General features: G+C 65.7%; 11 protein-coding genes. 9 read left to right on the forward strand and 2 right to left on the reverse strand.

Annotation, left to right across the window (positions count from 1 at the left end):
• Positions 1-81 precede the first annotated feature (81 nt).
• From C0V82_RS24020 to C0V82_RS24035, 4 genes are all read left to right on the forward strand, one after another.
• Positions 82-1614, forward strand: coding sequence for a UxaA family hydrolase (locus tag C0V82_RS24020; RefSeq protein ID WP_102115188.1), 1533 nt, complete (start codon positions 82-84; stop codon positions 1612-1614).
• Entirely contained in the window at positions 1614-3065 is a 1452-nt protein-coding gene (locus C0V82_RS24025) for a mannitol dehydrogenase family protein (RefSeq protein ID WP_102114936.1), read from the forward strand. Before C0V82_RS24020 ends, C0V82_RS24025 begins: the two co-directional genes overlap by 1 nt.
• A gap of 83 nt (positions 3066-3148) precedes the next feature.
• Positions 3149-4318: a glycosyltransferase gene (locus C0V82_RS24030; protein ID WP_102114937.1), complete on the forward strand. Its 1170-nt coding sequence runs from the start codon at positions 3149-3151 to the stop codon at positions 4316-4318.
• Positions 4319-4320: 2 nt separating this feature from the next.
• Positions 4321-5823, forward strand: a complete 1503-nt coding sequence (locus C0V82_RS24035; protein WP_102114938.1) for a glycosyltransferase family 39 protein — start codon at positions 4321-4323, stop codon at positions 5821-5823.
• Positions 5824-5832: 9 nt separating this feature from the next.
• On the opposite strand, the gene pssA is transcribed toward C0V82_RS24035, so the two are convergent.
• Together pssA and C0V82_RS24045 are read right to left on the reverse strand one after the other, a co-directional pair.
• The gene (gene pssA / locus C0V82_RS24040; protein WP_102114939.1) at positions 5833-6684 is read right to left on the reverse strand and encodes a CDP-diacylglycerol--serine O-phosphatidyltransferase; all 852 of its coding nucleotides are present in this window, start codon (positions 6682-6684) and stop codon (positions 5833-5835) included.
• On the reverse strand, positions 6684-7376 hold the full coding sequence (locus C0V82_RS24045) for a phosphatidylserine decarboxylase (protein ID WP_102114940.1): 693 nt from the start codon (positions 7374-7376) through the stop codon (positions 6684-6686). Before C0V82_RS24045 ends, pssA begins: the two co-directional genes overlap by 1 nt.
• Positions 7377-7572: 196 nt before the next feature.
• On the opposite strand from C0V82_RS24045, the gene C0V82_RS24050 reads away from it, so the two are divergent.
• The 5 genes from C0V82_RS24050 to C0V82_RS24070 all read left to right on the forward strand — a co-directional run bounded on the left by C0V82_RS24050 (position 7573) and on the right by C0V82_RS24070 (position 14980).
• Complete coding sequence (locus C0V82_RS24050; protein ID WP_158660169.1) at positions 7573-8361, forward strand: SEL1-like repeat protein; 789 nt, start codon at positions 7573-7575, stop codon at positions 8359-8361.
• 76 nt (positions 8362-8437) lie between these two features.
• A complete protein-coding gene (gene hrpB / locus C0V82_RS24055; RefSeq protein WP_102114942.1) occupies positions 8438-10933 on the forward strand; it encodes an ATP-dependent helicase HrpB in 2496 nt (831 codons plus the stop codon).
• 132 nt (positions 10934-11065) lie between these two features.
• Positions 11066-12745 carry a methyl-accepting chemotaxis protein gene (locus C0V82_RS24060; RefSeq protein WP_102114943.1) on the forward strand — a complete coding sequence of 560 codons (1680 nt, stop codon included), beginning with the start codon at positions 11066-11068 and terminating at the stop codon, positions 12743-12745.
• A 49-nt stretch (positions 12746-12794) separates the two neighbouring features.
• Positions 12795-13388 carry a recombination mediator RecR gene (gene recR, locus C0V82_RS24065; protein ID WP_102114944.1) on the forward strand — a complete coding sequence of 198 codons (594 nt, stop codon included), beginning with the start codon at positions 12795-12797 and terminating at the stop codon, positions 13386-13388.
• Between the two features lie 338 nt (positions 13389-13726).
• Entirely contained in the window at positions 13727-14980 is a 1254-nt protein-coding gene (locus C0V82_RS24070) for a polyhydroxyalkanoate depolymerase (protein ID WP_102114945.1), read from the forward strand.
• Positions 14981-15028: the final 48 nt, after the last annotated feature.

Genomic DNA, 15028 nt, shown 5'->3' on the forward strand with positions numbered 1-15028 from the left:
ACCGGTGTCAGTTTCAATCAGCCAGACGCGGTACGCGCCGGAAAGGTGCCGGCTGTCCGCATGCCCGAGGATGACGCCAAGATGAGTTGCGTGCAACCACCCGCACCGCTGCATGACGAGCTTCCGCCCGCCCATATCGTCGATCCCGCCGATGATGTGGCCATCGCTGTCAAGGCGCTGGAGGCCGGCACACGGATTGATCTGGGCGCGCACAGCGTCACCCTGCTGTCCGACATTCCGCGCGGGCACAAGTTCGCGCTACGCCCGTTGAGGGCGGGTGAGGCGGTGCGCAAATATGGTTGGCCGATTGGCGTTGCCACCGCTAGCATTGATCCCGGCGCGCATGTTCATAGCCATAATCTGGCCACCGGCCTGTCGGGTACGCTGAGCTATCAGTACGCGCCGGCGGGTACGGACGCGGCCTGGACCGCCATGCCGAGGCCCGACCAGAGTTTCATGGGATACCGTCGCGCCGACGGACGGGTGGGTACGCGCAACGAGATCTGGATTCTCTGTACGGTTGGCTGCGTCAGCCGTACCGCAGAGCGTATCGCCACGCTGGCCAGCCAGCGCTTTGCCGGCAAGGTGGATGGTGTGGTCGCCTTCCCACACCCGTTCGGCTGTTCGCAGTTGGGCGATGATCTGGCCCATACCAAATCCATCATCGCCGCCCTGGCGCAGCATCCCAATGCCGGCGGCGTCCTGCTGCTGGGTCTGGGGTGTGAGAGCAACCAGTTGGACAAGCTGCTCCGCGATGCGCCCGGCATCGACCGCTCCCGCCTACGTGCCTTCACCGCCCAGGCCAGCAGCGACGAGGTGGAAGACGGTATCCATGCCGTCGCCGAACTGGTGGAGATCGCGGCAGGTGACGCCCGCGTGCCCTGCCCTGCATCCGATCTGGTCATCGGTCTGAAATGCGGTGGGTCGGACGGGTTCAGCGGCCTGACCGCCAACCCGCTGGTGGGCCGCATGGCCGACCGGGTGACGGCGGCGGGGGGCAGCGCCATCCTGACCGAAATCCCCGAGATTTTCGGGGCGGAGGAACTTCTGATGCGCCGGGCCGTTGACGAGACGGTGTTCGACGGCGTCGTCAGTGTGGTCAACGGCTTCAAGCAATATTTCCTGGACCATAATCAGCCCGTCTATGAGAATCCCTCCCCCGGCAACATTGCCGGTGGCATCACGACGCTGGAAGAAAAGTCGCTGGGCGCCGTGCAGAAGGGGGGCCGCGCGCCCCTGTGCGACGTCATCGCCTATGGGCAGCAGCGGCGGGTCAAGGGCCTGACCCTGCTGGAAGCGCCCGGCAATGACGGCGTTTCCTCCACGGCATTGACGGCAGCGGGAGCCACGGTGATCCTGTTCACCACGGGTCGCGGCACGCCACTGGGCTTTCCGGCGCCGACCCTGAAGATCGCATCCAACAGCGCGCTGGCCCGGCAGAAACCGAACTGGATCGATTTCGATGCGGGCTTGGCCCTGACCGATGCCGGACTGGACGGGGCCGCGGACGCGATGTGGTCCCTGATCCTGGATACCGCATCGGGCAAGGAAACCCGCGCAGAAAAGAACGGCCAGCGTGAAATCGCCATCTGGAAGAACGGAGTGACCCTGTAATGCCGACCCTGTCCACTGCAAATCTGGACCTGCTGCATGCCGATGTCGCCCGTCCTGCTTATGACCGCGATAGGGCGGGCATCGGTGTGGTCCATTTCGGGCCCGGCGCGTTCTTCCGCGCACATCAGGCGTTTTTCTTCGATGAGGCGCTGGCGCAGGGGGGCAACTGGGCCATCTGTGCCGCCGCCCTGCGCAGCACCGATGTACGCGACGCCCTGCGACGCCAGGATAATCTCTATATCCTGGCAGAGCTGGAGCGCGAGACGCGGTATCGGGTGATCGGGTCGATCAAGGAGACGCTGGCCGGTCCGGGGGAACGCGCGGCCCTGCTGGACCGGCTGGCCAATCCCGATACGGTCATTGTCACTATGACAGTCACGGAAAAGGGCTATTGCCTGAAGGGCGATGGCACGCTGGATTTCGACCATGCTGATATCGCGCATGACGTGGCCGAGCCGCTGAACCCGGTCAGCCTGATCGGCCATCTGGTCGAAGGGCTGCGCCGCCGGTTCAAGGCGGGGACCGCGCCCTTCACCGTCATTTCCTGCGATAACCTTGTCGATAACGGCCACAAGCTGGGCCGCGCCGTGGCGGCATTGGCCGAGCGGCAGGATGCTGCACTGGCTGCCTGGATACGTGATAAGGTGGCCTTCCCCCGCACCATGGTGGACAGCATCACGCCCGCCACCGATGACGCGCTGCGCGCGCGGGTGGCCAGTGAAACCGGCCTGTCAGACAATTGGCCCATCCAGCGGGAACGGTTCACGCATTGGGTGATCGAGGACAAGTTCTGCAATATCCGCCCGGATTTCGCGTCCATCGGCGTGACGCTGACCAACGATGTCAGCGCGTATGACCGGGCCAAGCTGCGCCTGCTGAACGGCCCGCATTCAACGCTCGCCTATCTGGGGTCGCTGGCGGGATATGAGACGGTGGCCGATGCCATGGGTGATGCCGATCTGGCCGGGTTTGTCCGCCGCCTGATGCTGGACGACATCCGCCCGACGCTGAACCCCGATGCGGGCATCGACTACCCTGCCTATATCGACGCCATCCTGGCCCGCTTCGCCAATCCGGGCATCCGGCATCTCCTGTCTCAGATCGCCTGGGACGGGTCGGCCAAGCTGCCCTTCCGCCTGTTCGGCACCATCGCAGAGCGGCTGGCGGCGGGGGCGGCGGTCGATAATCTGGCCCTGCCAGTAGCCGCCTGGATGCATTTCATCCGTGGCAAAGTGGCCGATGGAACCAAACTGACCGACCCGCTTGCCGACGCGCTGCTGACCATCGGTCGGGCCTGCACGGGCGACGCGCACCGCGATGTCTGTGGATTCTTCGCGCTGGAGCAGGTGTTCCCGGTGGCCCTGACCGGCAATGCTGCCTTCCGCACGGCGCTGGAGCGGGCATATGGGCTGCTGGATGGCGGGGTGAAAGCGGCGTTGCGGGGGATATGATCTCGCAACAGCAAAATCACTGTCAGAAATCTGTCAGCGATGGTTGCTAGAGTGGGTCGGTTATTTCCTGACCGGCCCCTATCATGCATATCGCCCTGTTCCTGCATTCGCTCAGCACTGGCGGCGCCCAGCGGCGCAGCATCATGCTGGCCAATGGGCTGGCGTCGCGGGGGCACAGGGTCGATCTGGTCACCGCCATTGATGGCGGGCCGCAGATGGGCCTGGTGGCGGGGAATGTCATGCGCCTGCCGCTGGCGGCGGGTGAAGGGCGGGCGGTGGCCAGCGGCGGGGCGCGGGCGGGCGATCTGATCCGGGCGATACGACCCCTGGCCCGCTATCTGCGCGATCATCGGCCCGACATGCTGGTCGGTATGGCCAATCATGCGGTCATTCCCACCATCCTGGCCCATGGTCTGGCCGGACGGCGGGAGACCTCGCTGGTCCTGCGGGCCAGCAACCACCTGTCGCGGCGGCGTGATGGCGGAGCCAGCCTGCGCCGGACGGCGGAGGCCATGTTGTGGCGACGGGCCGACGGGGTGCTTGCCGTATCCGACGATGTCGCCCGCGATGTGGTGCGCACCACGGGGATCGCGGGGGAACGTGTCTTTTCCGTGCCCAGCCCTATCCTGCCCAACCGCTTGCCGGGCCTGATGTCAGACCGCGATGGCGCGGGCCGTCCGCTGCGCATCCTGTCCATGGGCCGGTTCGTACGGCAGAAGGGGTTCGATACGCTGCTGAGGGCCTTCGCCCTGCTGCGCACGCGTGCGGATGCTCACCTGATCCTGGCCGGCGACGGGCCGGACCGTGCGGCCCTGGTGGCGCTGGCGCGGGAATTGGGGATTGAGGAGCAAGTGAGTTTTCCCGGCCTGATCAGCGATCCGTTCGCGCAGATGGCGGCGGCGGATCTGTTCGTGCTGTCGTCACGCTGGGAAGGGATGCCGGGCGTGCTGGTGGAGGCGATGGCGATGGGCTGTCCTGTCATCTCCACCGACTGTCCCGGCGGTTCGCGCGAATTGCTGCGCCATGGCGCGCTGGGTCCGCTGGTGCCGGTCGATGATGTGGCCGCACTGGCCGATGGCATGGATGCCGCCCTATCCCACCCGGTGGCATCCTCGGTCCTGCGTGAGCGGGTGCGAGGCTTCACGGTGGCTGGTGCTACAGCGGCCTATGAACAGGCGCTGCTGGCCCTGGCGGGACGCCCGTCGAGCTTCCCCGGCCAGCCACAGCCCACGCCCCCGCGTCTGGCGGCCTGAGGGTGGATCAGAACCGGTTGATCCTGGCCTATTGGCTGTTGCTGGGACTGCTGCTGGCCGGTTTCGTGCTGGGGCGCGGCTATAATCATGATGAGGAACAGTTCCTGGCAGCTGCCGTCCTGGCCATGGATCAGGTGCCCTACCGCGACTTTCTCTATCTGCAGCCGCCGGCCTATCCGGCTCTGCTGTCCGGCCTGTTCCGACTGCTGGGAATGAGCGATGGCTATTTCCTGGTCGCGCGGCTGGTCAATCTGGGCTTCACGCTGGCGGCGCTGGCCGCCCTCTGGTGCTTTGCGCGTCGGCAGGCGGCAGAGCCATGGCCGGCGCTGGCCGTCACCCTGCTGTTCGCCACCTGCACCGCGATCCAGCCCGCCATCGACAGTATGCGCAACGATATGGCGCCCTGTGCCCTGGCGCTTTGGGCGGTTGTCCTGCTGCTGTGGGAGAGGGAGCGCCCAAAGCCGAGGCAGGCCATGACCGCGCTGGCGGGCCTGCTGCTGGCCGGCGCCGTGGGCACGAAACTGTCTTACGCATTCGCACCTTTCCTGCTGATCCTCTGGTCGCTCTGGCAACGTCGCGCGCTGCTGCCCGGCCTGATGGCCGGCGGGGCTTTGGGCGGACTGCTTCTGCTGCCCTGGCCGCTGGCCGGGTGGGACGGGTTTGTGGAAGGGGTGTTCACCTATCACCGCGCCACACCCGCCCTGTGGCATGCGGAGGCCGGGCTGAGCAGTTGGTTCGGGGTGGAATATCTGGCGGTATTCCTGAACCGGCGGGTCTTCACTGATGCCGTACTGGCGGGCCTGCTGTTCCTGGTGACGGCCTGGGTGCTGGGCCGGCGGGATGCGGCGGTGAAGGCGGTGTTGCGGGACCGGCAGATGGGCTTGCTGGCCGCCCTGATGCTGGGGGCGCTGATCTTCGGGTTGCTGCCGCGCCCGCCCTATATCCAGTATTTCATGCCCTTTGCCGCCTTTACCCTGCTGGCCATGGCGGCGGCCTGGCCCGCCTTGGAAAGTGTGGGGCGGGTGCGGGGGGCCCTGCTGATGGCGGTGGTCCTACTGGGCGCCCTGCCCGGCAAGCTGGTCCTGCTGGCCAACGCCCCCCGGCTGTTGCAGCCTGAAAAATGGATGGTCAGCCGGATTGCAGAGGCGGGGAGCAGCATCCGGGTCGCGATGCAGGAAGCCAATGTGACGGGACCCGTCGCCACCCTGTCGCCCATTCCGGTGCTGGAGGCCGGGTTGGACATCTATCCAGAGCTGTCCACCGGCCCCTTCTTCTATCGCACCGCCGACCGGTTGAGCGCGGAACGGCTGGGGGTTTTGAAGGCGGTGGGACGGCGGGACCTCCCCGCGCTGCTGGCCGCAAGGCCGCCGGCCGCCATCCTGATCGGGCGGGAAAGTCCGCCGCTGGAACAGCCACTGCTGGATTACGCCATGGCGCACGGGTTTGTCGAAAGGCCCGTGCCTGGTGTGCGGGGCCTGCGGCTGTTCATCGCCGCCCCGCATTGACCGCCGGGTTTACTCTCTCGCTTCCGATTCCACCGCTGCGGGCGCTTCCTGCAATTTCGCTGCGGCTTCAGCCAGTTCTTTATAGCGGCGGGCAGAGAAGGGGATGGAACTGATATAGGCCAGTCCCACCACCGACAGCGTCATCCAGGGTGCGCTGACCAGGGTGGCGGCGATGGCCCCCACGCCCAGCAGCACGAACACGACATAGCGCTGCGGAATGCGCAGCCCCTTCATGGAGAAGGTGGGAACGGCACTGATCATCAGGCCGGCCACCGCCACGGTCCAGGGGGCGACGATCCAGGGGCTGTCGAACCAGCCCGGCCCCGCCTCCAAGGTTGCGATCAGGGGCAACAGCGCCAGGAATGCCCCCGCCGGGGCCGGAACCCCGGTGAAGTAGTTATAGGCAAAGGCCGGCTTTTCCGCCGCCGCCCCCAGCATGGTGTTGAACCGCGCCAGACGCAGGGCCGCACACACACCCATCAGCAAGGCCGCCATCCAGCCCAGGGTGCGGGCGTCGTCCAGCGACCAGAGATAGAGGATCATGGCCGGGGCGACGCCGAAGCTGACCACATCGGACAGGCTGTCCAGTTCCTCGCCGAACTTGCTCTGGGCGTTCAGCATGCGGGCAATACGCCCGTCCAGCATATCGAACAGGGCGGCGACGGCAATGGCGATGACCGCCTCTTGCCACTTGCCCTCCATGGCGAATCGGATCGCCGTCATGCCCGATGCCAGATTGAGCATCGTCAGCATGTTCGGCAGCAGCTTGTTGATGGACAGGCCCTTCAGGCGCGGCGGCCGCAGCCGCCGGACCCGGTGCCGATGGTGACCCGCGCGGGGCGGGTTCTCCTCGGACGACATCAGCGGACCTCGCCCTCGCGCTGTTCCTCGGTGCTGTTCAGATCGGCCAGCACGGTTTCACCGGCGATCATCTTCTGACCCACCACGACCTGCGGATGCACGCCATCGGGCAGGTAAATGTCACAACGGCTGCCGAAACGGATCAGGCCGTAACGCTCACCGGCCTTCAGCGACTGGCCCGGTGCCACCCACCAGATGATGCGGCGCGCCACCAGACCGGCGATCTGCACAAAGGCGATCTCTCGTCCATCGGGCAGGCCCAGACGGATGGACATCCGCTCATTCTCCTCGCTGGCCTTGTCCAGGTCGGCGTTCAGGAACTTACCGGGCTTGTACTCCGCCGCCTTGATGACGCCATCGGTGGGGCAGCGGTTCACATGCACGTCGAAGACGTTCAGGAACACGGAAATGCGGGTCAGCTTCTCCTCCCCCATGCCCAGTTCGGGCGGCGGGGCGACCTTGGTGATCAAGGTGACGCGGCCATCAGCGGGGGAGACGACCAAGCCCGGCTTGGTCGGCGTCACGCGGTCGGGATCGCGGAAGAAATAGACGCACCAGGCGGTCAGGACCAGCCCGATCCAGCCCAGCGCCGGGGAGATGGTGGCCAGAAGGGCCGAGACCACGGCGAACAGGGCGATAAAAGGCCAGCCGGCCTTGTTGATCGGGACGATGACGGTTTTCAGCGCGGACATGTCTTTCGCGGCTACCCGCTAATAGTGGAACAAGCGGCCATACTAGACAGTCGGAACCCGGATTTGAAGCGCCATGGTCAAACCCTTGAGCCAAGGGCGATTTTTCCACACGTTCGGGGTAGGTCGGCAGGTGCATTGACCGAAACGGGCGGGCAAGCGACAGTCGTGTCGGTTGCATTTCTCCAAGGAGTGGCCGTTGTCCCTCAGCATCGCGCGTTTTGCCGGCTTGGCCGCCCTGTTGCTGCTGGCCGGGTGCGGCACGCCGAAACCGGCGGCACTGGTGGAACGGCCCCCTGATGCACGCTTTGTGGCCAACCTGCCCGATGGCCCCATCACCCCGCCCGCCGAACCGGCGGAGGCAGCGGCAGCACTGGCAGATGCGGAGGCGCAATCCAAGGCCAGCAGCGATGCCGCCACACAGCTTGCCGTCTGGCAGAGGGCGGCAGCGGCGGGCAGTCCGGAGGGACGGTTCCGCTATGCCACCATGCTGTCCTTTGGCGCTGCCGGGCCTGACAAGGTGGGCGCAGGATTCGACATGCTGCTGGACCTTGCCAAGAAAGGGCATGGACAGGCGGCCATGTCGCTGTGGCGGCTGTCGCGCATGTCCAATTCCGCCAACCTGAACCAGCATGCCCCCTATTGGTTCAACATCGCCCGCCGGTCGGGCGATGCCATGGCGGTTGAGGTTTATGATAAGCTGCTGGCCGATCACCGCACCAAGGGCGAATTGCCGCCCGGCAGCGGGACTGGCGATTATTTCGACAGCGCCATTACCTTCTCCCAACCGCTGGCCGGGAGCCACGAGGGTGTGCCACTGGAATATAAGGTGGTGGGGGTGCTCTATCCGGGATGGAAGCAGGTGACGCAGTCGCTGATCCAGCGCGACGGCAAAAGCTTTGACGTGCTGGAACTGGAGAATGTCGAGGGGCAGCGGGTGAAGATTTATTTTGATATCACGGCATGGATGGGGGTGCCGGGGATGTAGGTCAGGTCGAGCGCAACGCGTGAGCCCTGACCTACAGGCTGGTCTCCGCGTTCAGGTCCCGCTATAGCATCGGCCCATGCCCGACTTTCCCGCCCTTCCCATTGATGAAGCCCTGCCGGCCCTGCTGTCGGCGCTGAACAGCGGCACGACCGCCGTGTTGCAGGCCCCGCCGGGCGCCGGCAAGACCACGCGGGTGCCGCTGGCGCTGCTGGATCAGGCATGGGCCGCCCATGGCCGCATCATCATGCTGGAACCCCGTCGTCTGGCCGCACGCGGTGCCGCTCGGCGGATGGCGCAGATGCTGGGGGAGGAGGTGGGGCAGACGGTCGGCTACCGGGTACGCATGGATGCCCGGGTGTCGGCGACGACCCGGATTGAGGTGGTGACGGAAGGGATTTTCCTGCGCCGCCTGCAATCGGACCCGTCGCTGGATGGGGTCGCGGCGGTGCTGTTCGATGAGTTTCACGAGCGCAGCCTGGATGCCGATCTGGCGCTGGCCTTCTGCCTGCAGACGCGCGAATTGCTGCGTGATGATCTGCGGCTGGTGGTGATGTCGGCGACGCTCGATGGCGGGCCGGTGGCGGCGTTGCTGGGTGGCGCGCCGCTGATTACGTCGGAAGGCCGCGCCTTTCCGGTGGAGACGCGGTGGGTGGAGCCGGGGCCGACCGACCGCGCGGATGAGCATATGGCGCGCACAATCCGCCGGGCTCTGGCTGATGAAGATGGCTCCGTCCTGGCCTTTCTGCCCGGCAGCGGGGAGATCCGGCGGGTGGAGAGGCTGCTGGCCGACGGTCCCCTGCCCGCCAATGTCCTGCTGACCCCGCTTTATGGCGATATGAGCCTGGAGGCCCAGGACATCGCCATCCGCCCGGCCCCGGCGGGTCAGCGCAAGGTGGTGCTGGCCACAAGTATCGCCGAGACCAGCCTGACCATTGAGGGTATCCGCATCGTCATTGATAGCGGCCTGTCGCGTCTGCAGCGCTTTGATCCACGCAGCGGCATGGGACGGCTGGAAACCGTGAAATCATCCCGCGCGTCGGCGGATCAGCGCCGGGGCCGCGCCGGGCGTCTGTCGGCGGGTGTCTGTTACCGGTTATGGTCGGAGGCTAGCGACCGCGCTCTGATCCCCTTTACCGCCGCCGAGATCACGCGCGCCGACCTGACGCCGCTGGCCCTGGAACTGGCACAATGGGGGATTATCGATGCGGATGAGCTGTCGTGGCTGGACAGCCCGCCCGCCGCGACGCTGACCCAGGCGCGCAAGCTGCTGCAACAGCTGGGTGCCATTGACGATGCGTTGCGCATCACGGCACACGGCAAGGCCATGGCGGGGCTGGGTGTGCATCCGCGTCTGGCGCATCTGGTGCTGCGCGGCAAGGAACTGGGTCGCACCCGTCTGGCCTGTCGCATCGCCGCCCTGATCGGGGAGCGGGATATTCTGCGCGGCGGCGGGCGGCGGGATGCCGACCTGCGCACCCGTCTGGAACATCTGGATGAACGCGGGCGCGGTGGCGATGTCGATCGCGGCGCCCTGCATCAGGTATTGGAACAGGCGCGGCAGCTGGAACGGCAGGTGGGTGGACCGACGGGGCCGGTAGATCACGACGATGCCGGCCTGCTACTGGCACTGGCCTATCCCGACCGGATCGGGCAGCGGCGGGCGGGGGCGGCGGGACAGTTCCGCCTGTCCGGCGGGCGCGGGGCCATGCTGGACCCAACCGACGCGCTGGCCGCCGCCGACCTGCTGGCCGTGGCTGATCTGGATGGCCAGGGACGGGATGCCCGCATCTTCCTGGCGGCACCAGTCACGCAAGGCGCATTGGAAGAAGCCTTTGCCGACGATATCCGGGCCGAGACGGAAGTGGTGTGGGACGGGCGCGAACAGATTGTGCAGGCCCGCCGGCGACGGCGCTTGTACGAACTGTCACTGAAGGATGAGCCACTGTCCAACCCGCCCGCCGATCTAGTCCTGCCGGCCATGCTGGAGGGGGTGCGGGCCATGGGGCTTTCCTGCCTGCCCTGGGGCAAGGAGTTGGAGGGATGGCGGCGGCGGGTGAATTTCCTGCACCGGGCATCGCCCGACCGCTGGCCCGACGTCTCCGATGACGGGCTGTTGGCGACCCTGGAGGACTGGCTGGCACCGTACCTGTCGGGTGTGACGCGGCGGTCGCATCTGGACCGGGTGGACCTGCACTCGGCCCTGACCGGCATTCTGGATTGGAACCAGCGGCAGGCCATGGATGCGGAAATTCCCACGCATCTGACGGTGCCCACCGGCAACCGCATCCCCATTGATTATTCCGGCGAAGAACCCGTGCTGGCGGTGCGGTTGCAGGAACTGTTCGGTCTGGCGGAGACACCGCGCCTGGGCGGCGGGCGCATTCCCGTGCTGCTGCATCTTCTATCGCCTGCGCACAGGCCGGTGCAGGTGACGCGGGATCTGGCCGGGTTCTGGTCCGGGTCGTACAAGGATGTGAAAAAGGAACTGGCCGGACGCTACCCCCGCCATTACTGGCCCGACGATCCTCTGATCGCCGAACCCACGGCCCGGGCCAAGCGGCGCGGCACCTGAAGCCATGCGTGGCACGGCCATCGCCACAGCCTAACCGCGATGAAATGGGTGTTGTGATCCCGAAAAGGAGGCGTAGCCTGATCTTATATCAGGTAGCGGTGATGGAGGTTCCCCTTGCGTTGGACCATCCGGATGAAACTCATCGCTGTCGGCGTGATCGCCTTTGTCGGGCTATCCACCTTAGCTGCCACTTTCTTCATCGTTGACCGGGTCTCGGTACAGAAATCGGCCATTTCCGATCAGGCGGAGGCCTACCTGAAGCTGGTTCACCAGGCCGGAGCGCTTGCCACGGAAATGAGTCTGGTGGCCATGGATGTGATCGTGGACAAGGATGACGGTGCCGTCAGCGCCGAGCGTACCAAGGCCATGCGCGAGGGGCTGGATGAGTTGGCGGCCCTGACGGCGCAATTGTCAGCGACCGCCACAGCGGCGGAGAAGGCTCACACTGCCAAGGCCGTAACCGATACCGCCGCCCTGACCCAGGCCATGCGCGACGGGTTGGTGAAGGCGGTGGAACGACGGGCCGATACCGCCCGCTTTGCCGAACTGGATGACCAGATTGATGGGCTGGCCGAGGAGATCAAAAGCCAGCTGGATGCGGTCGATGCGCTGGTCACGGCGCGCGCCGACCGGGCGGAGGCAGAGCGCCGCGACTGGATGGCGAAGTCCCGGATGGTGGCGGGGGCAGCCTATGGCGTGACACTGCTGGTGATGATCACCATCCTGGCCCTGGTGGGCCGCGCCATCATCGGGCCGATCCAGGGGTTGACCAATGTTATGGGCCGGCTGGCGGCGGGAGATACGGCGGTCACCCTGCCCATCTGTAATAATGGTGATGAACTGACGGCGATGGTGGCCGCCACCGGCCATTTCCGCGATGTTGCGGTCGCCAATGCCGCCCTGGAACAGCAGAACGCCGCCGCCACCGCGCAGGCCGAGGCCCAACGCCGCCAGACCATGGAACAGGTGGCCGACGCCATCGACCGGCAGGTGAAAGTAGCGGTTCAGGCCATTGTGGAAGGGATCGGCAAGGTCCATGCCCTGACCAGCGACATGGCGGAAAAGGCGCGCGAAACCACCGTCTCCTCCACAGCCATTGCCAGCGCCACCCAGGACGCGGCCAGCAATGTGCAGTCGGTGGCGGGTGCCGCCGAGGAACTGGGCATAGCCAGCGCCGAGATCGCACGACAGGTCAGCACCGCCACAAGCGTCACCCAGAGCGCCGTGGCAGAAGCAGATAGTGCACGCCAGGTGATGAACGGCCTGTCCACAGCGGCGGGCCATATTGGCGCGGTGGTCGCCCTGATCAGCGATATCGCATCGCAGACCAACCTTCTGGCGTTGAACGCCACCATCGAGGCGGCACGGGCTGGTGAAGCGGGCAAGGGCTTTGCCGTGGTGGCGGGCGAGGTGAAAAGCCTTGCCGGACAGACAGCGCGCGCGACCGAGGAAATCACCCGCCAGATTGCCTCCCTGTCGCAGACGGTGGCAGACGCGGTGGCCGCCATCGGCCGCATCGCCGTGACCATTGAGGCCGTGAATGGCAACGCCGCCGCCATCGCCAGCGCCGTGGAGGAGCAGGCGGCCACTATCGCCGGCGTTTCCGACAATACCGCACAGGCTGCCACCGCCTCGCGCGCCGTGTCCGAACGGGTCAGCGGTATCTCGCAAGGAGCCAATGCCGCGCTTGACAGCGCCGCCGGGGTCGAACGCTGGACCCAGGAACTGGTGGAACAGGCCGGCGCGCTGGCCCGGCAGGTGGAGCATTTCGCCGTGGATATCCGGCGAACCGCCGCCAATGGCGCAGGGTAGAAACAGGTTTTTCTGGAACATTCGGCGAACATCCTGTAGCGTCGCCGCCATGATCGGACCGGATATCGACCGCCTTATTCAGTTGTTGGCCAAGCTGCCCGGCCTGGGCCCCAGGTCGGCGCGGCGCGTGGCGTTGCATCTGATCAAGCGGCGCGACAGTCTGATGGCGCCGCTTGGCGAGGCGCTGGCGGCGGCGGCATCGTCGATCCGTACCTGTTCGATCTGCGGCAACCTGGATAGCAACGATCCCTGTACCATCTGCGCCGACCATCACCGCGACTCGGGGTTGCTTTGTGTCGTGGAGGATGTGGGCGATCTCTGGGCGCTGGAGCGAACTGGGGCCTTCCGGGGCCGTTACCATGTGCTGGGCGGTACCTTGTCGGCGCTGGACGGGATCGGGCCGGACGATCTTTCCATCCCCAGCCTGCTGGAACGCGCCAGCCGGCCAGAGGTGCAGGAGGTGATCCTGGCGCTGAACGCCACCGTCGGCGGGCAGACGACGGCGCATTACCTGTCCGATCGGCTGACGCCTTGCGGCGTGCGCCTGTCGCGGCTGGCGCATGGCGTGCCGGTGGGTGGAGAGCTGGATTATCTGGACGATGGCACCCTGACAGCGGCGCTCCGGTCACGTCGCAGCCTGTGACATCGCCACTTTAAGTTCGGCGATGAATCGACATGCCCTCATTGATATTGAGGCACCCAACATACATCCGTCTGATATGTAAACGGCCCACGAACAGGGCAGGTGAGACCGGTGTCAAGCGCCACCCCCTACTTTAGTCGCCTGGAAGTCATCTTAACGGTTTCGAGATTTATCTGTTGCAAGCTGTCCAGGCGTGGTTAGGCTACGCACCTGAGACAGGGTGCCGCAGGGTTACCGCTATCGAGGGTCCCCGGATGGGTGTCCGCCGGGGTTGGGTTCAAAGGTTTGAGCGCCGTCCAACGTGGGGATGGTGGCTTGGTTGAAAGGGGACGTTCACAGTGCTCTATCACCTGTATGATCTTCAGCATGCCGCCCTGACGCCCATGCGCCTGATGGCGGAGGCCACGCAGCAGACCTTCCAGAACCCGTTCCTTCCCGCCTCCTATACCAAGGTTGGCCGCGCAGTTGCCGCGGGGGCAGAACTGTTCAACCGCACCACGCGCCGTTGGGGTAAGCCGGATTTCGGCCTGCCGACCACGCGCATCAATGGCCGCGATGTGGCCGTGACCGAACAGGTCGTGCTGGAAAAGCCGTTCGGCAATCTGGTGAATTTCGCCCGCGCCATTCCGCGTGACGACCCGAAGCTGCTGCTGGTCGCCCCGATGTCGGGCCATTATGCGACGCTGCTGCGCGGGACGGTTCAGGCGCTGCTGCCAAATCACGATGTCTATATCACCGACTGGCACGACGCCAAACTGGTGCCGCTGTCCAAGGGTCGCTTCGACCTGGAAGATTACATGGACTATGTGATGGATTTCATTCGTCACTTAGGACCCAACACGCATGTCATGGCCGTGTGTCAGCCGGCAGTGCCGACGCTGGCCGCCGTCGCCTTGATGGCGCAGCTCGATGATCCGTGCCAGCCCGCCTCCATGACCCTGATGGGTGGCCCCATCGATACCGCCGCCGCCCCGACGGTGGTGACGCAACTGGCCGTGGACAAGGATATCAGCTGGTTTGAGCGTAATGTCGTCACGACCGTGCCCTTCTATTATCCGGGTGCGCTGCGTCAGGTCTATCCGGGCTTCGTGCAGTTGACGGGCTTCATGTCCATGAACCTGGACCGCCATGTCGGCGAGCATATGAAGCTGTTCCGCCATCTGGTGCGCGGCGATGGGGAGAGTGCGGAAGCCCACCGCAAATTCTATGACGAATATCTGTCCGTCATGGATCTGACGGCGGAATTCTATCTGCAGACCGTCAATCAAGTGTTCCAGGAACGCGCCCTGCCCAATGGACGCATGAAGTGGCGCGGCATGACCGTTGACCCTTCAGCTATCGAAAAGACAGCCCTGCTGACGGTGGAAGGCGAGTTGGACGATATCTCCGCCCCCGGCCAGACCATCGCCGCCCATGGCCTGTGCAGCAGCATTCCCGAGGCCAAGAAGCACAACCACCTGCAAAAGGCGGTCGGCCATTATGGTATTTTCAACGGTCGCAAATGGCGCGAAGATATCGAGCCGCGTGTGCGTCGCTTCATCCTGGAAAATGACGCGGTGCGCGCCGGGCGGAAGACGACCGCCGCGGCCTGAGTGACGGGGGAAATCACGATAAGGCGGGGGCGTCGGTCCTGACGTATC

This window comes from Niveispirillum cyanobacteriorum (assembly GCF_002868735.1).
In the GTDB taxonomy this organism is placed as follows: domain Bacteria; phylum Pseudomonadota; class Alphaproteobacteria; order Azospirillales; family Azospirillaceae; genus Niveispirillum; species Niveispirillum cyanobacteriorum.

Excerpts from the sequence above, each read along its gene's own strand:
- C0V82_RS24060 (WP_102114943.1), top strand. The coding sequence starts at position 11,066 with ATGAAACTCATCGCTGTCGGCGTGATCGCCTTTGTCGGGCTATCCACC.
- hrpB (WP_102114942.1), top strand. The coding sequence starts at position 8,438 with ATGCCCGACTTTCCCGCCCTTCCCATTGATGAAGCCCTGCCGGCCCTG.
- C0V82_RS24025 (WP_102114936.1), top strand. The coding sequence starts at position 1,614 with ATGCCGACCCTGTCCACTGCAAATCTGGACCTGCTGCATGCCGATGTC.
- C0V82_RS24030 (WP_102114937.1), top strand. The coding sequence starts at position 3,149 with ATGCATATCGCCCTGTTCCTGCATTCGCTCAGCACTGGCGGCGCCCAG.
- C0V82_RS24020 (WP_102115188.1), top strand. The coding sequence starts at position 82 with ATGAGTTGCGTGCAACCACCCGCACCGCTGCATGACGAGCTTCCGCCC.
- recR (WP_102114944.1), top strand. The coding sequence starts at position 12,795 with ATGATCGGACCGGATATCGACCGCCTTATTCAGTTGTTGGCCAAGCTG.
- C0V82_RS24045 (WP_102114940.1), bottom strand. The coding sequence starts at position 7,376 with ATGTCCGCGCTGAAAACCGTCATCGTCCCGATCAACAAGGCCGGCTGG.
- pssA (WP_102114939.1), bottom strand. The coding sequence starts at position 6,684 with ATGTCGTCCGAGGAGAACCCGCCCCGCGCGGGTCACCATCGGCACCGG.